Here is a 20,689-nt window from a genome sequence, read left to right on the forward strand (position 1 = left end):
ATGAGCGCCTCCAACGAAACGACAGCGAGCCGAAAAGTCTCGGGCGTTACCAATGTCGCAAGCGGTCTCTCCTCCGATGAGGTCAGCCGTCTGATGCGCCGGCGCGGCGAGGAATCGCGCTGGTGGTGGCTGGTTCCGACGATCTATATCTTCGTGCTGCTGCTGCCGATCTACTGGCTCGTCAACATGAGCTTCAAGACCAATGCGGAAATCGTCAATTCTCTGACGCTTTATCCGCATAACCCGACGATCGCCAATTACGTGACGATCTTTACGGAGAAAGCGTGGTATTCCGGCTATCTCAATTCGATCACTTATGTCGTCATGAACATGGTGATCTCGGTCGCGGTCGCGTTGCCGGCGGCCTATGCCTTCTCCCGTTATCGGTTCCTCGGCGACAAGCATCTCTTCTTCTGGCTGCTGACGAACCGGATGGCGCCGCCGGCCGTCTTTGCCCTGCCGTTCTTCCAGCTCTATTCGGCGTTTGGACTGATCGATACGCACATCGCCGTGGCATTGGCCCATTGCCTCTTCAACGTGCCGCTGGCGGTCTGGATTCTTGAAGGCTTCATGTCGGGCGTGCCGAAGGAAATCGACGAAACGGCTTATATCGACGGCTACTCGTTCCCACGATTCTTCCTGAAGATCTTCACGCCGCTGATCGCGAGCGGCATCGGTGTCGCCTGCTTCTTCTGCTTCATGTTCTCCTGGGTCGAGTTGCTGATCGCAAGGACGTTGACGACGACCGACGCGAAGCCGATCGCTGCCACCATGACCCGTACCGTCTCGGCATCCGGCATGGATTGGGGTCTGCTCGCCGCTGCGGGTGTTGTGACCTTGATCCCAGGGGCGCTGGTGATCTGGTTCGTGCGCAATTACATCGCCAAGGGCTTCGCCCTGGGGAGGGTTTGATGAGCTTTTCGCTTCCCGATTTTTCATGGATGGCATGGACCTGGCCGACGGCCGCTTTCTTCATCGTCATCGTATTGCTGCTGATCGGCATGGGGGTCTGGGAGTATGCCGTGCCGGGCGGCAACCCGCGGATCGGAATCCTACGCTTCGAGACGACGCGCGGTGACCGGCTTTTCCTTTCGCTGCTCGGCAGCGCCTTTATCCATCTTGCCTGGCTTGGTCTCGCGGGATCAAGCCTCTGGTGGGCTCTCGCCCTCTCCGTCGTCTACGCCGTCGGCGTATTCCGTTACGTGTGAGGCAAGCTGATGCAGATGGCCGGGGTATTTCTGGCCACCTGAGACGTGAAGACTGCAATCGCAAACCCTGGGAGGACATTATGCGAAGGCATTTATTGACGACGACAGCAGCGGTACTGCTGGCCATGACCGGGTCGGCCTATGCCGGCATGGACGAGGCAAAGACTTTCCTGGATAAAGAGATCGGCGACATGTCGACGCTCTCTCGCGCCGACCAGGAAAAGGAAATGCAGTGGTTCGTCGATGCTGCGAAGCCCTTCGCCGGCATGGAGATCAAGGTCGTTTCGGAAACCTTGACCACCCACAAGTATGAGTCCGAGGTTCTGGCTCCGGCCTTTACTGCGATCACCGGCATCAAGGTCACGCACGACGTCATTCAAGAGGGCGACGTTGTCGAGAAGATCCAGACACAGATGCAGACCGGTCAGAACCTTTATGACGGCTGGGTCAACGACTCCGACCTGATCGGGACCCACTGGCGCTATCAGCAGGTGCGCAACCTGACTGACTGGATGGCCGGCGAAGGCAAGGACGTTACCAACCCCGGCCTCGATATCGACGACTTCATCGGCACCAAGTTCACGACGGCGCCGGATAAAAAGCTCTACCAGCTTCCTGACCAGCAGTTCGCCAACCTCTACTGGTTCCGCTACGACTGGTTCAACGACGAGAAGAACAAGGCCGATTTCAAGGCTAAATACGGCTACGACCTCGGCGTTCCGGTCAACTGGTCGGCCTACGAGGACATTGCTGAATTCTTTACCGGCCGTGACGAGAACGGCAAAAAGGTCTTCGGCCACATGGACTACGGCAAGAAGGACCCGTCGCTCGGCTGGCGCTTCACCGACGCCTGGCTTTCCATGGCCGGCAACGGCGACAAGGGCCTGCCGAACGGTCTTCCGGTCGACGAATGGGGTATCAAGGTCGACGAAAAGTCGCGTCCCGTCGGCTCATGCGTCGCGCGCGGCGGTGATACCAACGGCCCGGCGTCCGTCTACTCGATCCAGAAATATCTCGATTGGTTGAAGGCCTACGCACCGCCGGAAGCTCAGGGCATGACCTTCTCGGAATCCGGTCCGGTTCCGGCACAGGGTAACGTCGCGCAGCAGATCTTCTGGTACACGGCGTTTACAGCAGACATGGTCAAGCCTGGCCTGCCTGTCATGAACGAGGACGGTACGCCGAAATGGCGCATGGCACCGAGCCCACATGGCGTCTACTGGAAAGACGGCATGAAGCTTGGTTATCAGGACGTCGGTTCCTGGACGCTGATGAAGTCGACTCCGACGGACCGTGCGAAAGCGGCCTGGCTCTATGCGCAGTTCGTGACCTCCAAGACGGTTGACGTGAAGAAGAGCCAGCTCGGTCTCACCTTCATCCGCGAATCCACCATTCGCGACAAGAGCTTCACGGAGCGTGCTCCGAAGCTCGGCGGTCTGATCGAGTTCTATCGTTCGCCTGCGCGTGTTCAGTGGTCGCCAACCGGTACCAACGTTCCGGACTATCCGAAGCTGGCTCAGCTTTGGTGGCAGGCAATCGGCGATGCGTCCTCCGGTGCGAAGACACCGCAGGAAGCCATGGATTCTCTCTGCGGCGAGCAGGAGAAGGTCATGGGTCGTATCGAGAAATCGGGCGTCCAGGGCGATATCGGCCCGAAGCTGGCCGAAGAGCATGATCTCGCTTATTGGAACGCGGATGCGGTGAAGAAGGGCAACCTTGCGCCGCAGCTGAAGATCGAGAACGAGAAGGAAAAGCCGGTCACCGTCAACTACGACGAACTCGTCAAGAGCTGGCAGTCGAAGTAAGGCGGACCTCGGCCGGAGGCGACGAGGCTTCCGGCCGTTCACTTCCCGCCACCGGCAGCAGGCCGGTGGCACTCACAATCTTTCTCTCATGAAATCCCCGCATCCGCCCTCCTGGGCGGAGCGGTTTCGTGCGAGCCGGAGACGGATATGAGCGGCTATATTCTTTCGATCGACCAGGGTACGACGTCTTCACGCGCCATCATCTTCGATGGCGACATGAAAATGGCCGGCTCGGCGCAGGCGGAGATCACCCAATATTATCCGCAGCCCGGATGGGTGGAGCATGACGCCGCCGAAATCTGGCAGTCCGTCCTTAATACAGTGCGCAAGGCGATCGCCGATGCCGGCATCGATGCCGCCGTGATCGCGGCGATCGGCATCACCAATCAACGTGAGACGGCGGTCGTCTGGGATCGCAAATCCGGCACGCCGCTTCACCGCGCGATCGTCTGGCAGGACAGGCGCACCGCCGAAATGTGCGAGAGCCTGAAGGCCGACGGATATGAGAAGCTGTTTTCCGCCAAGACCGGCCTGCTGCTCGACCCGTATTTCTCGGGAACGAAGCTGCGCTGGCTGCTCGACAATGTCGATGGCCTGCGCGAGAAGGCCGAGGCGGGCGAGGTCTGCTTCGGCACGATCGACAGCTGGCTGATCTACAAGCTTACTGATGGTCGTGTGCACGCCACCGATGCGACCAACGCGTCGCGAACGCTGCTCTACAATATCGATGACGGCGCATGGGACGAGGAGCTTCTCGGCATTCTCGGCATTCCCTCAGCCATGCTGCCCGAAGTCAGGGAATGCGCCGATGATTTCGGCCTAGTCGACGAGGCTCTGTTCGGGGCCGCGCTTCCGATCCTCGGTGTCGCCGGCGACCAGCAGGCGGCGGCCGTCGGCAATGCCTGCTTTGAGCCGGGCATGATGAAATCCACCTATGGCACCGGCTGCTTCGCTCTGTTGAACACCGGCCGGGACCGTGTTTCCTCCTCCAACCGCATGCTGACGACCATTGCCTGCCGGCTCGACGGCGAGACGACCTATGCGTTGGAAGGCTCCATCTTCATTGCGGGTGCCGCCGTACAATGGCTGCGCGACGGCCTCGGTATCATCAGCCAGGCTTCCGAGGCCGGGGTTCTTGCGACCAAGGCGGACCCCGGCCAGCAGGTCTATATCGTTCCGGCCTTCACCGGCCTCGGCGCGCCCTATTGGGACCCGGGCGCGCGCGGCGCGATCTTCGGCCTGACGCGCAACAGCGGCCCGGCGGAATTTGCCCGCGCCGTGCTCGAGTCCGTCGCCTATCAGACGCTCGACCTGCTGGTGGCGATGAAGAAGGACTGGGGCGCTAACCAGTTGGAAACGGTATTGCGCGTCGATGGCGGCATGGCGGCTTCGGATTGGACGATGCAGTGCCTGGCCAACATCACGGGAAATCCGGTCGACCGCTCGGCGATCCGCGAGACGACGGCGCTGGGCGCCGCCTGGCTCGCCGGCTCGAAAGCCGGTATCTGGCCGGGCAGGCGGGAGTTCGCGCGGGCCTGGGCCTGCGACCGCCGCTTCAATCCCTCGATGGAGGAGGGCGAGCGGCAGGCCAAGATCATCGGTTGGAAGAGCGCCGTGTCGCGCATGATTTCGGACACAGCGGCGGGATAGCGCCGGATCGGGTTTGGACTGTCTGACGCAGGCATGTGCCCAGAGGGCGTTCGGCGTATGCCATGGCCGCCTGTCATCGCCTGTCAGGCGGCCCTATCCTTGTTATTCGCCCATGGTCTCCTGAACGTCGGCGAGATCAATGCCATGGGTGTCAAACCACCAATCCGCACTCATGGCGGAATAGCGGTCACGCAGGCGCAGATATTTAGCGCGGAGCCGCGTCTGGCGTTCGACCTCGTCCTTAAAAAAGGGATGGTCGAGCGCGCCGCCCATTTTATGGATGCGGCGGAGCAATTTGCGCAGAACATATCCCTGCTCCTTGTTGCCCGGCCGATAACCGCTCTCCACGATCGTCATGACCGTCTCGCGCAATGTGTCAAGCGCATCGCTTTGCGGCGTGCCGTTGACGATCATGTCGAGACGCTCCGCGCCAAAGCCGACGTCTATGCAGCTTCCGAGCGGATTGACGATGTTTCCAATCTCGACGCCATCCTTGTAGAACTCGGTACAGTATCCGGTGATGCTGCCATCGCTCCAAATGCATTCCGGATCTGGAATGACGGGCACGCGCCCGCGATAGAGCGGTGTCCATTCGAAAAGGCGGTCCGGATGGATCGTTACGTGATCCGGCATGAAGCCCAGCGTTCCCAGAAACGCAAGCCAGAAGTCGATGGCATCGCCGACTGTCATTTCTCTGAAGGAGAAAAGCCCGAGCATGGTGAAGTGGAGAAGATGAGTCCCGTCGCCGATCTCATCGAGGTCGCCCATGCGCAGGCAAGCCTGGCTGTTTGCGACGGTTCCACGATATGAAGGATCGGAGAAGAGAGATTTGTACCGCTGCATTCCAGCGCTGCAGAAGAGCGTTGTATCGTCGTGCGGCCGTACGGATTCAATGCATGTGAAATCGATGCCTTTGGAAAGGCAGAAGTCTTGATAGTGCTGGATCAGGCGTCCCGCGATGACATAGGCAACCTCCTTTGCTGTTCGTGCCTTTCTGCAAGATAGCGATATCGCGCGTCTGCGGCAATCTGCCGGCACCAAAGGCAGAGCATGATGACGCTGTCCTGCATCTGCGCAGCTCAGGATCTTGTAATTACGTCCTCTGCCGTGGCGAGCGGGCCATGAGTCTCGCATAGGCGATTGCCGAGAGCATATTGACGTGATTGGCCTTACCGGTACCGGCAATGTCGAAGGCGGTGCCGTGATCCACCGAGACACGGTCGATCGGCAGGCCGAGCGAGACGTTTACGGCCGTCTCGAAGGCGACAAGCTTGATCGGGATATGGCCCTGATCGTGATACTGGGCAATGACCAGATCAAAGGCGCCGTTATAGGCGCGGGCGAAGACCGTGTCGGCGGAGATCGGGCCAATAACGTCGATACCCCTGGCCTGCGCCTGCTCGACGGCCGGCGCCAGGAATTCCATGTCCTCGGTGCCGAACAGGCCGTTTTCGCCGCAATGCGGATTGAGGCCGGCAACGGCGATGCGCGCTTTCTTGCCGAGGCGCAGGAAATGGCGGTGGCCAGCCTCGATGGTGGCGAGCACCCGCTCGGTCTTGGCGCGTTCGATCGCGCCCTTCAGCGAGATATGGGTCGAGACATGGATGGTGTTCAGCCGCTCGGAAGCAAGCAGCATGAAGGAGCTCTTCGAGCCTGTGAGGTGTGCGAGAAGCCCGGTATGGCCGTCATGGTGATGGCCGGCAAGGTTCATCGCTTCCTTATTGATCGGCGCGGTGACGATGACATCGGCCTGCCCGGACATGGCAAGATCGACGGCGCGGGTGATGTAGCGCACCGACGCATCGCCGGCGACGGGGCTGACCTTGCCGATCTCGGGCAGGGCCGCGCCGAGCGGAACTTCATCGACGGCGATCCTGTCATCGCCGGGGGTATCGGCCGGCCCGAATTTCAGCCCGGTGCCGCTGACACGGTCGGCGCGTTCCAGCGCTTCGACATTGCCGATGATGACGAAATCGCGGCGCTCTTCGCTCGGAAGAGCCGCTAGGGCCTTGACGATCACCTCGGGGCCGACGCCGGCGGGATCACCGAGCGTGACGGCGACTTTCGCATTTCTATCCATCATCGAAGTCCCTTCTGAAAACCGCGCCGCCTAAAAAGCGGCTGCGTAAATCGAGCGAATGTCGGCGCGGGTAAGATCGCGCGGATTGTTGTCGAGCAGGCGGCGAATGGCAAAGGCGTCGTCGGCCATGGCGTCGAGATCGCTTTCCGGCACGCCGAGGCCTGACAGTTTCATCTCGATGCCGAGTTCGGCGCAGAAAGCATAGGCCGCATCGAAGACGGGGCCTGAGTTTTCCGAGGTTTGACGCCCAAGCGCTGCCATCACCGCTTTCGTCTTCTCGGGCGCAGACGGCGTGTTGAAGGCGAGAACATGCGGGAAGATCAGCGCATTCGCAGCGCCATGCGCCACATGCCAGCGTGTGCCGAGCGGATAAGCCAGCGCATGGCCGCCGGCGGTATTGACCGGACCGAGGCAGAAGCCGCCATAGAGCGAGGCGAGCGACAGGCCGGAGCGCGCTTCGGCATCGTTGCCGTCCCTGACGGCGCGGGCGAGATATTTGCCGACCAGCCGCGTTCCCTCGATCGCGTAGATATCGACCATCGGATGGGCCTTGCGATTGGTGAACGCCTCGACGCAATGGGCCATGGCGTCGACGCCGGTGGCGGCCGTCGTGCGCGGCGGCACGCTGAAGGTGAGCGCCGGATCGATGACGGCGATATCGGCTAGCATATGCAGGCTTTCGACAGCGAGCTTCGCCATCGTCCTGGGGTCGGTGACGAGCGCGCGGATGCCCGCCTCGCTGCCGGTGCCCGATGTTGTCGGCACCTGGGCGAGCGCCACCTTGCGCGGCCCGTGCACCTTGTTCGGGCCGACGACGTCATGCAGCGTCTGTGCGGAGCCGGCAAGAACGGCGGCGAGTTTTGCCAGATCCATGGCGCTGCCGCCGCCGAAGCCGACGATCAGTTCGGCGTCGGCGCCGTTGGCCGCCGCCAGGACTTTTTCGAGATTGGCGGTATCCGGCTCGGGCGTCACTTCGGCAAAGACCGTCACCCCGCCCTTTAATTCCAGCAGGTCGATGCGCGAGGCATTGAAAGCATCGGAGATGACGAGCGTGCGCCTATAACCCTTTTCGGCAGCCCATTTGCCGAGCTTTGCCGCCGTGCCGATGCCGAATTCGATCAGATGCGGCCGAACGATCGTGATTGGCGAATCCAAGCTGGCCATGAACCAGTCCTCCTGCAAGATCTTGCGGCGATAGTGTCACTCCATTTATTGTAAAGTTGTAATATCAATGTCAAGCCGACAATCCAGATCGGCGGAAATTTTATCGCCGAGCATGTCGCAGAACAGGCCTACGGCCATTTCTGCGTTCCAGTATATGATTTAACATCAGATGCTTATAATGTGTGTGGATCGAACGGTCGGTTAAAAGGTTAGCCGCCATCATGTCGGCGGCGGCGAGGCCAAACCTGTTGTCAAATCCTCGGCGTGACCGGCCGATCTCCCTGTGTCCCGCATGGTCTCATGCGGGATCGGAAAGCAGATTTACAATTCCAGGCCGGCATTTTGCTTACGGCAGCGCTTGCGAGGCGAGCCGCACATATTTGATGGCTCGCCGGTAATAGGTGTAGGCGACATGGAGCGTGCCGTCGCTGCCCTGGATGACCGAGGGATAGGAGAATTCGCGGTTCAGCGAATCCTTGGAATTGTTGCTGAGACAGAAGCCGTCGCCTGTATCGAGATCCATGCGATGCGGAAAGGTCCTGCCGCCATCCCTCGAAATCGCCAGGCTGAGCGGTGCGCGCGGCACACCCCAGACCGCCTTGCGGCCGGTATCGGCAACAGCAACAGCGGGCTCTCCAGCCTCGTCACCCTCGATTTCGTCGTAGAGAGACTGACGCCGCGCATCCGACATATCAGCATTCGAATGGTTGTAAACCATTGCAATCCCTCCATTATCCAGAACAGTGGCCTGGATTGAGGAGTTGTTGTTCGGCAGTTCGGTCGGCTCGGGCGGGCTCCAGGTTTCGCCGCCATCCGCCGATCGGCTGGAAAGAATGGTTTCGGCGAAACGATTGCGGTAGAAGGCGACCATGTCGCCGCCGCCAAGCGGCAGAATGTTCATGTGGACGGCGCCGATGCTGTCGGGAATATCGCGCATTTGCCAGCTGGCGCCGCCGTCGCGCGAGATCAGCACCGCTGCCGTATCGGCATCGCCACTCCAGCGTTGGCCCTCAAGCCCGACGCAGCGGAAGATCGGCAGCAGCCAGTCGCCACGGTCGTTGACGACGATCTGTTGGCGAACGAAGGTACCGGGGCTGTCGCAGAGGATCTGGACCGGACCGAATGTCTTGCCGCCGTCACCCGAAATCCGGCATTTGACAATCGAGCCATCCTGGTTGCCGGAGGTCTGCGATGTGTAGAGCAGCCATGTCGTTCCGTCCGGCGCGTTGAAAATCAATGGGTTCTGCTCTGATTTCTCCGGATCGTCGCTCATCTTTTCCGGTTCCGACCACCGCTCGGAGCCCGGTGGCAGCCGCGACATGTAAATCGAAATATCTCCCATGCCCTCCATCGTGCCGCCGAACCAGACGCAGCTCAGCGTGCCGTCGGGAAGAAAGGCGAGATTTGCTGCATGGTTTTGGATGCAGGGCGAGGGCAGGTAGGCATCGGCGCGGCCCGCGACAGAGGGGTGCGGGGTGACGGCCCCGGTCATCAGAGCGGGCACGTCTTCCGGAGGCAGGCCGGTAAATGTCATGGCGATCTCCTCAAGGCAGTTTGGCGTAGCTACCGGCGAGGGCGGCATAATCCGCCTCGCTCAGCGGCATCAGCGGCGCGCGCGTACGCTTCCAGGCGGGGTTCCCTGTCTTCAGCCCGACCATTGCCTTGATGGTCGGGATCTGGACGTAGGAGTTGGACAGCGTGCGATAGGCGTGGATGCGCGCCTGCGCCGCCTCGACATCGGCGGCGCGCGCTTCGTCATGAACATGGTCGTATACGGTGCGGAGCGAATCCGCCACCAGATTGGAGGTGGCCGTGATGCAGCCTGCGCCGCCGGCCTTCATCAGCGGCAACAGCAGCGGATCGGCGCCGGCCAGGACCGAGAAACCGGGATGAGCGGCGATGATGGCCTGCATGTTATTGAAATCACCAGCCGATTCCTTGATGCCGACGACGGTTTCGGGGAAGGCCGCAATCAGCCGGCCGATCAGCGGAATGGAGAGCGGCACACCCGAGACCTGCGGAATATGATAGAGGATGACCTGCAGGCGGGTGTCGGCGACCTTTTCCAGAACCTGTGAATAGGCGGCGAACAGGCCGTCGTCCGAGACGCCCTTGTAATAGAAGGGCGGCAGCATCACCACCTTGGTGACGCCGAGCGACAGCGCGTGCCGGGTCAGTTCCACCGTCTCGGGAACGGCGACGACGCCGGTGCCCGGCAAAAGTCTGTCGGCCGGAATGCCGGCCTTCACCGCCGCCTCCAATATGGCGCGGCGCTCGGCTCCGGAGAAGGAGTTGGCCTCTCCGGTGGTGCCGAGCAGGGCGACGCCATGGCATCCCTCGGCCAGCAGCCGCCGGCAGTGATCGGTGAAAAGAGTGAGGTCGGGCGTATTGTCTGCCGTCAGCGGCGTTGCGGCCGCGCTGAAAACGCCTGTAATCCTGTGGCTCATTCCGCCCTCCTCGGTGCGTCCCGTCTTTTCCGGCTGCACGGGCAATTGTCATGTCTGTCGCGATGGATTGCGAAAAACTTTTCCATTGCAGCGCTTTTGTCAAGAAGACAAAATGCGTTCATTCCTGACGGAAAAATTATCCGATTGAAATTGCTATTGTTTTTCAAGAGATAAATTTTGCTCGAATGAAAATCGCGATTTTTTGTTGACATATTTACAATAACGAGAGAACGATAGGCGATGGATTGTGCTGCGCCTGGCAGCGCAGGGAGAGCGCTGCCGATTTCACCTGGGAGGAATGCCATGTCTCTTGATCAATCTGACAAAACCAATTTATCGCGTCGCAATGCATTGAAACTCGGCCTCGCCGCCGGCGTCGGGCTGACCGTGTTCGGGATGAATGCCCGCATCGTGCTGGCCGATGAAGGCCAGGTCCTGAAGGTCGCCCATCCGGCCTTCGACCAGGACTGGTCGCCGATGCGTGGCGGCGGCAGAACCTTCCGCTGGAACTCGATCTGGTGGGCTTCGCCGATGTATTTCGACAGTCAGGGCAATATCAAGCCCTACGTCTTCACCAGCTGGGAATCGGCCGACAACACGGTCTGGACCTTCAAGATCGACCCCAAGGCCGTCTTCTCCGACGGCAGCAAGATCACCTCGGCTGACGTAAAGGGATCGTGGGAAGTCGCCTCGATGCCGAACACCAAGAGCCAGCGCGCCGACCAGGTGCTGAGCAAGGTCAAGGGCTACGCCGAAATCGCCGCCGGCTCGGGCAATGAGCTGACCGGGGTCGCGACGCCCGACGAAGCTACGGTCGTCGTGACGCTCGCCGCCGCCGATCCGATCTTCTTCATGCGCCTCGCCAACCATATCGCTCCGATCACAAAGGCGTCGCAGTCGCGCGGCAGCGACGGCGAGGAAATTATCGACTGGTACAAGCCGGAGAACAAGCCGGTTTTCTCCGGCCCGTTCAAGCTGACGAGCATCGATATCGATGCCGGCAAAATCACCTTCGAGCCGAATGAGAAATTCTTCGGGCCGAAGCCCAAGCTTGCCCGCATCGACATCACCTCGATCGAGGATAATGTCACTGCGACGTCGCTGATCAAGTCGGGCGAGTTCAACGCCCATACCGAGCTTGTCACCTCGACGATCATTCAGGATCTCGGCCCGGAATTCTCGGCCGGCCCGCTGATCCCGACCAGCCAGCACTTCTGGTTCAACACTTCCCGCGCGCCGATGGACGATCCGAAGGTGCGCCAGGCGCTGATCATGGCGGTCGATCGCGACGGCCTGTTCAAGGCGTCCTATCCGGATGGGCCGCACAAGAAGGCCGACCAGATCCTCAACTCGGTGCCCGGCGCCGACAATTCCGGCTTCGAGCCTTTTCCCTATGATCCGGCAGCCGCCAAGAAGCTGCTTGCCGAATCGAGCTATGGCGGGCCCGAGCGCCTGCCGAAGCTCCTCTTCGTCGGCATCTCGGCGCCGGCCATTCAGGCGGCCGCCCAGTTCATCGCCGAGCAGTGGCGCCAGAACCTCGGTATCACGGCCGTCGACATGAAGCCGCAGCAGGACGCCTATGCCGGTCCGGATCAGAACTCGGTCCAGATCTTCCGCGACGACGTCGGCACCCGTGTTCCAGACGCCGTTTCCTATCTGGCGGGCAGCATCGCCTCGACCTCGTCGAACGCGCAGAACAAGCTCGGCGGATACAAGAACGACAAGGTCGACAGCGCCCTTGCCGAAGCGGCGACCAAGGCTGCGGACGATCCGCAGCGCGTTGCTCTCGCCCAGCAAGCCCAGAAGGCGTTCCGCGAGGATTGGGCCTTCATTCCATGGTATTCTCAGGCGATGTCGCGCTGGGCCACCAAGGAGGTCAAGGGCATGGAGAAGAACCTCGACTGGCAGATCGCCGAACCCTGGAACATTTCGATCGGCTGATTGGACCTATCGTTTCTGACAATGAGCGCGCGAGGGCCGCAAGGCCTTCGCGCAAGTTCGAGAAGAAGAGATGCGATCTGCCGGGCTTTAGCAAAGGGCGGGAACGCATCGACAACAGGTGGGAGGTGGCCTTGCTGCGCTACGTGCTAACCCGGTTCGCCATCTGGATTCCGTCCGTTCTCGTGGTGATGCTGGCCGTCTACGCGCTGGCCTTCTACGGCGCCGGCGATCCGATCAAGCTCATCTTCCTGCGCGCGCCGGGCGACGTCGCCTATAATCCGCAGCGCATCGAGGCCATCCGCGAAAGTGCGGGGCTCAACAGGCCCTTCATCGAACAGTTCGGCCTTTACATCTGGAACCTGCTGCACGGCCAGTTCGGCAATTCGCTAACATCAGGCCGCGCCGTCTGGGCGATGGTCTCGGCTGCCGCCCCGGTCTCGTTCCAGCTTGCCCTCTGCGCCATCATCCTGACGGCTGTCGTCGCGATCCCGCTCGGCATGATCGCCGCGCTGAACCAGAATTCGCGCCTCGACTATGCCATTCTGGGCTCGGCGCTCTTCCTCTGGGCGATCCCCGCCTATGTCGCCGGTCCGCTGCTGATGGTCGGCCTCATCGTGCTTTTGCCGGGCACGAGCGTGCCTTATGGCTGGGGCGGCGTCTTCGATGTCCGCATCCTGCTGCCGCTGCTCGTGCTTTCCTTCCAGCCGATTGCGCTGATCGTGCGCCAGACGCGCGCCGCGGTGATCGAGGTGCTGTCGGAGGATTTCGTCCGCACCGCCCGCGCCAAGGGTGTGCCGGAGATCATCGTGGCGCTGCGCCATATTCTGCGGCCGGTGCTGACCCCTGTCGTGACCCAGCTGGGCCTGATCATGATTACCATCGTCAACGGGGCGATCTTCGTCGAGCTCGTCTTCGGCCTGCCGGGGCTCGGCCGGCTGACGGTGCAGGCCCTGATCAATTCCGATTATCCCGTCATCCTGGCGATCACACTGATCGGATCGTTCCTGGTGATGGTGTCGAACCTCCTGGTGGACGTGCTCTATCCGCTGCTCGACCCGCGCGCCAATGATTCAAGAAGGAGCCGCTGACCATGTCCGCCATCCCTCTTTCCACCACCGAAACCGTCGAAGAGCCGCCGGTCAGCCTGTGGCGCGACGCCTGGCATCGGCTGCGGCGCAACAAGCTCGCCGTCTTCGGCCTCATCGTCGTCCTGATCCTCGCCTTCACGGCGATCTTCGGGCCGTATCTCACGCCCTATGATTATCTCAGCCAGGACCTCAACGCGCGCAACGCGCTGCCGTCGATGAGCCACTTCTTCGGAACCGACGACCTCGGCCGCGATGTCTTCAGCCGCGTCGTCTTCGGCACGCGTACCGCCTTCCTCGTCGCCGTCATCGTCACCTTCTTCGCCGTGCTGATCGGCCTCACGCTCGGCGCGGTCGCCGGCTTCTTCGGCAATCCCTTCGACCGCGCCATCATGTGGCTGACCGACGTCACGATGTCTGTTCCCAACCTGCTGCTCGTCGTCGTCATCAATGCCTCGCTGAAATCGCCGATCACCCGCTGGATGGAGGCGCGCTACCTCGAGACCCTCAATCCTTTCTACCGCCAGACGATATGGGTGGATTTCATCCTCGTCTTCGGGTCAATGGCGCTGATCTCCTGGCCGCCCTATGCCCGTCTGGTGCGCGCCCAGGTTTTGTCGATCCGCAGCAGGCCTTATATCACCGCTGCCCAGGCGCTCGGCCTGTCGAACTGGGTCATCATCAAGCGCTATGTCGTACCGAATGCACTCGGGCCGCTGATCGTCTCGGTCAGTGCCGGTCTCGGCACGGCGATGGTGCTGGAAAGCGCCTTCAGCTTCCTCGGGGTCGGGGTCAACCCGCCAACGCCGAGCTGGGGCAACATGATCTCGGACGGCCTTCGCGTCTGGCAGCATTATCCGCATCTTCTCGCCGCTCCGGCGGCCGTGCTCGGCCTCGCCTCGGTTGCCTTCAGCTTCCTCGGCGACGGCCTCAACGACGCGCTCAACCCGCGGGGCAGCAAATGATGAACACGAAAAGCACAGAACGCCTGCTGGATGTCAGGGGTCTCACCGTCGAAATCGACGGCCGCAACGGTCCCGCCGTCGTCGTGGACGGCATCGATCTCCATGTCGACAAGGGAGAGACCCTCGGCGTCGTCGGCGAATCCGGTTGCGGCAAGAGCCTCACCATGCTGAGCCTGATGCGGCTCCTGCCGAACAAGATCAAGGTCACCAAGGGATCGGCGACCTTCGACGGCCGCGACCTGCAGACGATGTCGAACGGCGAATTGCGCAAGGTGCGCGGCGGCGACATCGGTTTCGTCTTTCAGGATCCGATGACCTCGCTCAATCCCGTGATGCGTGTCGGCGACCAGATCTGCGAGCCGCTGATCTACCACCGCGGCATGAAGAAGGCGGGAGCCCGCGCCCGTGCCGTCGAGCTTCTGCGCCTGGTCGGCATTCCGGGTCCGGAAGAGCGCCTGCAGGCCTTTCCGCACGAACTATCAGGCGGCATGCGCCAGCGCGTGATGATCGCAATCGGCCTTGCCTGCAATCCGAAGCTCCTCATCGCCGATGAACCCACGACGGCGCTCGACGTCACCATCCAGGCCCAGATCGTCGATCTGGTGAAGGATCTGCGCGCCAAGCTCGGCATGTCCGTCGTCTGGATCACCCATGATCTGGCGCTGATCGCCGGCCTCGTCGACCGGGTCGCCGTGCTCTATGCCGGAACGGTCGTCGAAGACGCTCCAGTCGACGAGCTCTATGCCCGTCCGAGCCATCCCTATACGCGCGGTCTGCTGTCCTCTATCCCGAAACTGTCGGATCCGCCGGCAAGCCGGCTCTCCTCGATCGGCGGCACCCCGCCGGAGCCCGGCCGCCGGCCGAAGGGCTGCCCCTTTGCGCCACGCTGCCCGCTTGTAGAGGCGGTCTGTCACGAAAAGGTGCCGCGGCTCGAACCTTTGAGCGGCAGCAGCCATCGCGCCGCTTGTTTCGTCGTCCAGAGAATGCAGGAGGCCGCGTGATGGCTGCTCAACCGCTGCTCAAGGTCGAAAACCTGGTCAAGCATTTTCACGTCAAGCTTGGCGCATTCGGCGAGCGCTCGGCGACCGTCTATGCGCTCGACAATGTCGACCTCGACATCATGGAAGGCGAGACGCTGAGCCTCGTCGGCGAATCCGGCTGCGGCAAATCGACGACCGGTTTCACCATCCTTAACCTCTACAAGGCGACCAGCGGCAGGGTCGTCTACAAGGGTCAGGACCTCGCGACGCTCGACGAGAAGCAAATGCGGCCCTTCCGCCGCGACCTCCAGATCGTCTTCCAGGATCCCTATTCGACGCTCAACCCCCGCATGACCGTGGGCGAAGCGATCGGCGAGCCGATGCTCTTTCATAAGCTCTGCACCAAGGCTGAGCTGAAGGAGAGGGTAGCGACGCTGCTCACCGATGTCGGCTTGCCCACACGCTTTGCCCAGCGCTATCCGCACGAACTTTCCGGCGGCCAGCGCCAGCGCGTCGTCATTGCCCGCGCGCTTGCCTGCCAGCCGAAATTCATCGTCTGCGACGAGGCGATCTCGGCACTCGACGTTTCGATCCAGGCGCAGATCATTAACCTGCTGCTCGATCTGCAGGAAAAATACGGGCTGACATACCTCTTCATCGCCCATGATCTTGCCGTCGTGCGCCACATCAGCACCCGCGTCGGCGTCATGTATCTCGGGCGGCTGGCCGAACTCGCCACCCGCGAGGAGCTTTTCGACAATCCGCTGCATCCCTATACAAAGGCGCTGCTGTCGGCCGTTCCGGAGACCGATCCGGAACTGGAGCGCACCCGCCAGCGCCAGATCCTGCAGGGCGACGTGCCGAGCCCGCTGAACCCGCCGTCCGGCTGCCGTTTCCACACGCGCTGCCCGATCGCCATGGATGTCTGCAGCAAGGTCATCCCCGCTTGGAAGAAAGCCAGGCCCAGTCATCTCGTTGCGTGCCACGCCGTCAATACGGAGCAAATCGCATGATCCTGAAGGCTGCGATCATTGCCGACGATCTGACCGGTGCGCTCGATACCGGCACGCCCTTCGTCGAAGCCGGCCTTTCGGTGGCCGTCGCCATCGATATAGAGGCGGCGCAGGAGGCGGTCGCCACCGGCTGCGATGTCGTCGTCATCAACACCGCCTCTCGCGCACTGGACGAGCGCGAAGCCGCCGAAAGAGTACACTCGGCGGCGGCGGTCTTTCGTGGCGAGAAGCCTGCGGTCGTCATGAAGAAGATCGATTCCCGGCTGAAAGGCAATGTCGCGGCGGAAAGCATGGCGCTGGCGAAGGCATTCGACCTCAAGACCGTCCTCGTCGCGCCCGCCATTCCCGATCAGGAGCGGTTGACCTACCGGGGCTGTGTCGTCGGCCGCGGCGTCAACCGGCCGCTGCCGATCGCTGAGCTGTTCAAAACCGGCGCGGACCGCGTTGTCGTTGCCGATGCCGAGGACGATGCCGATCTTGACCAGATCGCCGAAGGGCATGACTGGCAGACGACCCTTGCGGTCGGCGCCCGGGGTCTCGGCGCCGCACTTGCGCGCCACCTCGGCGAGGCAGGTCAATCGATCGGGAGGGAATTTGCAGCAAGCCCGCGGACCCTGTTTGCCTTCGGCTCGCGCGATCCGATCACTGCCGCTCAGATGAACCGACTTGAAGGCACGGGTGCATTGCGCATGGTGGTGGACGCGCCGATGGGCGAGATCGAATGTGGAGAGGGCCTGGCGCTGCCGGTGCTGTTGCGTTGCACAGGCGATATGGCAGCCGATGCGGGGCTCGTCGCCCGCAACTTTGCGGCAGGCGTCAAGGCCGTCATCGACGACACGAGGCCTGATATGCTGATGGTCGGCGGCGGCGATACGGCTCTTGCCGTTTTCCGCACATTGGGCGTGAGGGTTTTGGCGCCCAAGGGCGAGATCGAGGCTGGCATTCCCTGGTTCGATGTCACGGCCGCCGATGGCCGGCGTTTTCGGTGCGCCGTCAAGTCGGGGGGCTTCGGCAAGCCCGATAGTCTGCTAAAGCTGGTTCTTCGGAATCAGGCGGCATAGAACAGGATGATTTAGGCCAACCAGCCTAAATCGTTCTGTTCTAAATTCTGGAGTGAGAGCATGATGTCGTCCGAAAACCGCTCACACTTTTCGGCATCATGCTCTAGTAAGATACCGTCGGGGAGAATGACGTGGTTGAAGCGAATGGCGAATCTTTGAACGCGGAAACCGGCCCGCCGGGCAAGCCCGAACGCGGCAAGGCCGTCAAGCTGGTGGATCGTGTCTTCGACCAGTTGCTCGAGCGGATTCGTGGCGGAAATTATCCGCCGGATTCACGCCTTCCCGGCGAACATGAACTTGCCTCGATGCTGGGTGTTTCCCGGCCGATCGTCCGCGATGCGCTGGCGCGCCTGCGTGATCAGGGCATGGTCTATGCCCGACAGGGGGCCGGCACCTTCGTCAGTGCGCATGGATCGCCGACAACGCAGCTTGCCTATTCGCCGGTCAAGACGATTGCCGATATTCAGCGCTGCTACGAGTTTCGTCTGACCATCGAGCCAGCCGCGGCCTATTTCGCCGCCAAACGCCGCAATGAGCAGGCGATCCAGAAGATCGCCAGCGCCCTTGCCGATCTGCGCGAAGCGACCAGCCATCAGCTGCACCGCACCGACGCCGATTTCATCTTCCATCGCGCCGTGACGGAGGCAGCCAACAATCACTATTACACGGCCTCGATCGATGCCCTGAAAGCGCATATCGCCGTCGGCATGCACCTTCATGGCCTTTCCTTGCTCGGTCCCCGGCAGGGGCTGGAACAGGTCTATGAGGAGCACAACGCCATCTACAAGGCGATCGCCGATGGCCGGGCTGATGATGCGCAACGGCTGATGAAGGCACATCTCGAAGGCTCCCGGGACCGGCTGTTCGAAGGCAGGGTGCTCGACCTGTCCTTTTAACCTTGTCGCCGAGCCGCATACGGGCATCAGATGTCATTCCCCAGTCCGAGCCGCTTTAAGTGATATTTTGAAGCGGTAATGAGGTTATCGCCGCAAAAGAATGCCGGCAAAGAGCTGGCGGAAAGTACCGGCAATGACACCCTCCTGATGCGGATCCCCCGTCATTAAGGCCGAGGTGAGATTTCGCATCTGCTCGAAGGTGATGTGCGGCGGCAGCGGCGGCACTTCCGGGTCGGTCTTCACCTCGAGGATGACGGGGCAACCGGCGGTCAGGGCTGCTTCTCATGCGGCGCCGAGCCTATCCGGCTGGTCGACGAAAATGCCGCGCATTCCGATGAGGTCGGCGAACTTGTGATAGGCTATGTCAGGAATGGACTGCGACGCGTCGAATTTCGGATCGCCCTCCATCACTCGCTGCTCCCACGTCACCTGGTTCAGATCCTGGTTGTTGAAGACGCAGATGACGAAAGTCGGATCGGCCCAGCTCTTCCAGTATTTGGCAACGGTGATCATCTCGGCGAGATTATTCATCTGCATGGCGCCGTCGCCGACCAGGCCGACGACGGGGCGATCGGAATGAGCGAATTTGGCGGCGATCGCGTAAGGGACGGCAGCTCCCATCGATGCCAGGCCACCGGAAAGCGATGCCTTCATGCCGCGGCGCATCTTCAGGTCCCGGGCATACCAGCTTGCGCAGGAGCCGGAATCGCTGGTGACGACGGCGTTTGCCGGCAGCCGCGGCGAAAGTTCGGTGACGACGCGCTGCGGATTGACCGGATTGGCGTCGACATGGGCGCGCTCGTCCAGGGTCTTCTACCAGGAGGCGACGTCTTTCTCGATCGTTTGCCGCCAGCTGGTATCAGGATTTTCCCACAAGAGAGGCAGCAGCGCGCTGAGCGTTTCGGCCGCATCACCGGTCAAGTTGAGCTCCATCGGATAGCGCAGCGACAGCATGTCGGGATTGATGTCGATCTGCACGCCGCGCGCCCGGCCTTCTTCCGGCAGGAATTCGGAGTAGGGAAAACCGGAACCAATCATCAACAGGGTGTCGCAGTCGCGCATGAGGTTCCATGAGGGCTCTGTCCCGAGCAGGCCGATCGAACCTGTCACCCATGGCAGGTCATCCGGCAGCGCTGCCTTGCCGAGTAGGGCTTTGGCAGCGCCCGCCTGCAGGCGGTCCGCAACGGCAATGACCTCGTCCGTGGCGTTGAGCGCGCCGGCGCCGACGAGGATCGCCACTTTCTTTCCCGCGTTCAGAATATCGGCCGCAGCCTGAAGATCGTCTCCATGCGGAAAGACCCGCGGCGGGTGGTAACCCGGTCCCGAATGCACGGTTCCATGCTTTCGCGCTGGCTCCTCATAGGGCATTTCCTGCAGATCGTTTGGCAGAATGATTGCTGTCACCGCCCGGTTTGCGAGCGCGATGCGAACCGCGCGGTCGATCAGATGCCGCACCTGCGCTGGAGCGGAAGCCTGCTGCACGAAATCGCTCGCGACGTCCTTGAAGAGGGCGGCAAGGTCGAGCTCCTGCTGGTAATGTCCGCCGAGGGCACGGCGCGCCTGTTGGCCGACGATGGCGAGAACCGGCTGGTGGTCCATGCGAGCGTCGTAAAGACCGGTGATCAGATGGGTGGCACCAGGTCCCGAGGTTGCGATGCAGACACCGAGCTCGCCTGAGAATTTCGCATAGGCGGCTGCCATGAAAGCCGCCATTTCCTCGTGTCGCGCCTGGACGAACTCCATCTTGTCGGATGCGCGATGGAGCGCCCCGAAGACGCCGTTGATGCCGTCGCCGGGATAGCCGAACAGACGCCGCACGCCCCATTCGCCAAGCCGTGCCACAAGGAAATCGCCGACAGTTTTCGCCATGGATGCTGTTCTCCCGGGATCGTGTGGATGTGCGGGAAGCGGATCTACTCCGGGTCAGCCAGCAGTTTCAGTGCCGGGCCAACCGGTGCGGCCCGGTCTGCTTCAGCCGTGGGTTTGATACCGGAGGCGGCCCCACGACGGGTCCCATTCGACGTCCTCGACAAGTTCGACGAAGACGGGCTGGCCGCTATTGCCTCTATGGGACTCCGCCAGTTTGAATGCCGCCTCGGGCTCCATTTCCTCGCCGGGATAGACCGTGTCATCCAGGTCGGTCTCCGCGACCTTGCGGACATATCCCCGGATCTGGTCACCCGATCGATAAAGTTTAATGATCAGCGACCCTGCCGGCGCCGCGCCACGGGAATATCGCATATATTCCCGACCATCCTCCGCCGGCTCGACCGTATCGTCACCCGCTCGATACCAATGTTCGAGGTCCTGACCTTCCGGGCGTCCCTCGCTCTCCCAAATCCGGTAGGCGCGGGTTCTTCTTGTCTCCTCATCGATCATTCTTGCCTCCCGGCG

Annotated in this window: 17 protein-coding genes and 1 pseudogene; 11 read left to right on the top strand and 7 right to left on the bottom strand. The window is 61.8% G+C overall.

The genetic code is table 11. The features are described from left to right. The 4 genes from B5E41_RS11080 to glpK all read left to right on the top strand — a co-directional run bounded on the left by B5E41_RS11080 (position 1) and on the right by glpK (position 4,663). Positions 1 to 912 (top strand): carbohydrate ABC transporter permease, encoded by a 912-nt coding sequence (locus B5E41_RS11080; protein ID WP_088393522.1) that lies wholly within the window; start codon positions 1 to 3, stop codon positions 910 to 912. Further along, positions 912 to 1,208 carry a DUF2160 domain-containing protein gene (locus tag B5E41_RS11085; protein WP_003595821.1) on the top strand — a complete coding sequence of 99 codons (297 nt, stop codon included), beginning with the start codon at positions 912 to 914 and terminating at the stop codon, positions 1,206 to 1,208. The genes B5E41_RS11080 and B5E41_RS11085 overlap by 1 nt, the downstream gene beginning before the upstream one ends. Before the next feature lie 80 nt (positions 1,209 to 1,288). Next, the gene (locus B5E41_RS11090) at positions 1,289 to 3,013 is read left to right on the top strand and encodes an ABC transporter substrate-binding protein (protein ID WP_037145939.1); all 1,725 of its coding nucleotides are present in this window, start codon (positions 1,289 to 1,291) and stop codon (positions 3,011 to 3,013) included. A 147-nt stretch (positions 3,014 to 3,160) separates the two neighbouring features. Next, complete coding sequence (glpK, locus tag B5E41_RS11095; RefSeq protein WP_088393524.1) at positions 3,161 to 4,663, top strand: glycerol kinase GlpK; 1,503 nt, start codon at positions 3,161 to 3,163, stop codon at positions 4,661 to 4,663. Between the two features lie 102 nt (positions 4,664 to 4,765). On the opposite strand, the gene B5E41_RS11100 is transcribed toward glpK, so the two are convergent. The 5 genes from B5E41_RS11100 to B5E41_RS11120 all read right to left on the bottom strand — a co-directional run bounded on the left by B5E41_RS11100 (position 4,766) and on the right by B5E41_RS11120 (position 10,354). Continuing rightward, positions 4,766 to 5,611 carry an alanine--tRNA ligase-related protein gene (locus B5E41_RS11100; protein WP_245303080.1) on the bottom strand — a complete coding sequence of 282 codons (846 nt, stop codon included), beginning with the start codon at positions 5,609 to 5,611 and terminating at the stop codon, positions 4,766 to 4,768. 145 nt (positions 5,612 to 5,756) lie between these two features. Beyond that, entirely contained in the window at positions 5,757 to 6,743 is a 987-nt protein-coding gene (gene pdxA / locus B5E41_RS11105; protein ID WP_088393786.1) for a 4-hydroxythreonine-4-phosphate dehydrogenase PdxA, read from the bottom strand. 30 nt (positions 6,744 to 6,773) lie between these two features. Further along, positions 6,774 to 7,907, bottom strand: a complete 1,134-nt coding sequence (locus tag B5E41_RS11110) for an iron-containing alcohol dehydrogenase (RefSeq protein WP_088393528.1) — start codon at positions 7,905 to 7,907, stop codon at positions 6,774 to 6,776. A 346-nt stretch (positions 7,908 to 8,253) separates the two neighbouring features. Then, on the bottom strand, positions 8,254 to 9,441 hold the full coding sequence (locus B5E41_RS11115; RefSeq protein ID WP_088393530.1) for a sialidase family protein: 1,188 nt from the start codon (positions 9,439 to 9,441) through the stop codon (positions 8,254 to 8,256). A 10-nt stretch (positions 9,442 to 9,451) separates the two neighbouring features. After that, complete coding sequence (locus B5E41_RS11120) at positions 9,452 to 10,354, bottom strand: dihydrodipicolinate synthase family protein (RefSeq protein ID WP_088393788.1); 903 nt, start codon at positions 10,352 to 10,354, stop codon at positions 9,452 to 9,454. Positions 10,355 to 10,657: 303 nt separating this feature from the next. On the opposite strand from B5E41_RS11120, the gene B5E41_RS11125 reads away from it, so the two are divergent. The 7 genes from B5E41_RS11125 to B5E41_RS11155 all read left to right on the top strand — a co-directional run bounded on the left by B5E41_RS11125 (position 10,658) and on the right by B5E41_RS11155 (position 18,295). Next, entirely contained in the window at positions 10,658 to 12,295 is a 1,638-nt protein-coding gene (locus B5E41_RS11125; RefSeq protein WP_088393532.1) for an ABC transporter substrate-binding protein, read from the top strand. Positions 12,296 to 12,426: 131 nt separating this feature from the next. Beyond that, positions 12,427 to 13,383 carry an ABC transporter permease gene (locus tag B5E41_RS11130; RefSeq protein ID WP_029531769.1) on the top strand — a complete coding sequence of 319 codons (957 nt, stop codon included), beginning with the start codon at positions 12,427 to 12,429 and terminating at the stop codon, positions 13,381 to 13,383. A 2-nt stretch (positions 13,384 to 13,385) separates the two neighbouring features. Next, a complete protein-coding gene (locus B5E41_RS11135; protein ID WP_064812429.1) occupies positions 13,386 to 14,345 on the top strand; it encodes an ABC transporter permease in 960 nt (319 codons plus the stop codon). After that, the gene (locus B5E41_RS11140) at positions 14,342 to 15,346 is read left to right on the top strand and encodes an ABC transporter ATP-binding protein (protein WP_088393534.1); all 1,005 of its coding nucleotides are present in this window, start codon (positions 14,342 to 14,344) and stop codon (positions 15,344 to 15,346) included. The genes B5E41_RS11135 and B5E41_RS11140 overlap by 4 nt, the downstream gene beginning before the upstream one ends. Further along, complete coding sequence (locus tag B5E41_RS11145; protein ID WP_088393536.1) at positions 15,346 to 16,338, top strand: ABC transporter ATP-binding protein; 993 nt, start codon at positions 15,346 to 15,348, stop codon at positions 16,336 to 16,338. The genes B5E41_RS11140 and B5E41_RS11145 overlap by 1 nt, the downstream gene beginning before the upstream one ends. Then, on the top strand, positions 16,335 to 17,399 hold the full coding sequence (locus tag B5E41_RS11150) for a four-carbon acid sugar kinase family protein (protein WP_088393538.1): 1,065 nt from the start codon (positions 16,335 to 16,337) through the stop codon (positions 17,397 to 17,399). The genes B5E41_RS11145 and B5E41_RS11150 overlap by 4 nt, the downstream gene beginning before the upstream one ends. A 131-nt stretch (positions 17,400 to 17,530) precedes the next feature. After that, entirely contained in the window at positions 17,531 to 18,295 is a 765-nt protein-coding gene (locus tag B5E41_RS11155) for a FadR/GntR family transcriptional regulator (RefSeq protein ID WP_064806492.1), read from the top strand. A gap of 84 nt (positions 18,296 to 18,379) precedes the next feature. Here B5E41_RS11155 and B5E41_RS11160 read toward each other — a convergent pair. Then, a pseudogene (locus B5E41_RS11160) lies at positions 18,380 to 20,164 on the bottom strand (thiamine pyrophosphate-requiring protein). 102 nt (positions 20,165 to 20,266) lie between these two features. Further along, complete coding sequence (locus B5E41_RS11165) at positions 20,267 to 20,674, bottom strand: DUF2934 domain-containing protein (RefSeq protein ID WP_088393540.1); 408 nt, start codon at positions 20,672 to 20,674, stop codon at positions 20,267 to 20,269. Between the last annotated feature and the right edge of the window lie 15 nt (positions 20,675 to 20,689).

Origin of the sequence: Rhizobium esperanzae (genome assembly GCF_002204185.1) — a bacterium.
GTDB classification, from domain to species: Bacteria; Pseudomonadota; Alphaproteobacteria; order Rhizobiales; family Rhizobiaceae; genus Rhizobium; species Rhizobium esperanzae.

Excerpts from the sequence above, each read along its gene's own strand:
- B5E41_RS11080 (WP_088393522.1), top strand. The coding sequence starts at position 1 with ATGAGCGCCTCCAACGAAACGACAGCGAGCCGAAAAGTCTCGGGCGTT.
- B5E41_RS11085 (WP_003595821.1), top strand. The coding sequence starts at position 912 with ATGAGCTTTTCGCTTCCCGATTTTTCATGGATGGCATGGACCTGGCCG.
- B5E41_RS11090 (WP_037145939.1), top strand. The coding sequence starts at position 1,289 with ATGCGAAGGCATTTATTGACGACGACAGCAGCGGTACTGCTGGCCATG.
- glpK (WP_088393524.1), top strand. The coding sequence starts at position 3,161 with ATGAGCGGCTATATTCTTTCGATCGACCAGGGTACGACGTCTTCACGC.
- pdxA (WP_088393786.1), bottom strand. The coding sequence starts at position 6,743 with ATGGATAGAAATGCGAAAGTCGCCGTCACGCTCGGTGATCCCGCCGGC.
- B5E41_RS11110 (WP_088393528.1), bottom strand. The coding sequence starts at position 7,907 with ATGGCCAGCTTGGATTCGCCAATCACGATCGTTCGGCCGCATCTGATC.
- B5E41_RS11115 (WP_088393530.1), bottom strand. The coding sequence starts at position 9,441 with ATGACATTTACCGGCCTGCCTCCGGAAGACGTGCCCGCTCTGATGACC.
- B5E41_RS11120 (WP_088393788.1), bottom strand. The coding sequence starts at position 10,354 with ATGAGCCACAGGATTACAGGCGTTTTCAGCGCGGCCGCAACGCCGCTG.
- B5E41_RS11125 (WP_088393532.1), top strand. The coding sequence starts at position 10,658 with ATGTCTCTTGATCAATCTGACAAAACCAATTTATCGCGTCGCAATGCA.
- B5E41_RS11135 (WP_064812429.1), top strand. The coding sequence starts at position 13,386 with ATGTCCGCCATCCCTCTTTCCACCACCGAAACCGTCGAAGAGCCGCCG.
- B5E41_RS11140 (WP_088393534.1), top strand. The coding sequence starts at position 14,342 with ATGATGAACACGAAAAGCACAGAACGCCTGCTGGATGTCAGGGGTCTC.
- B5E41_RS11145 (WP_088393536.1), top strand. The coding sequence starts at position 15,346 with ATGGCTGCTCAACCGCTGCTCAAGGTCGAAAACCTGGTCAAGCATTTT.
- B5E41_RS11150 (WP_088393538.1), top strand. The coding sequence starts at position 16,335 with ATGATCCTGAAGGCTGCGATCATTGCCGACGATCTGACCGGTGCGCTC.
- B5E41_RS11165 (WP_088393540.1), bottom strand. The coding sequence starts at position 20,674 with ATGATCGATGAGGAGACAAGAAGAACCCGCGCCTACCGGATTTGGGAG.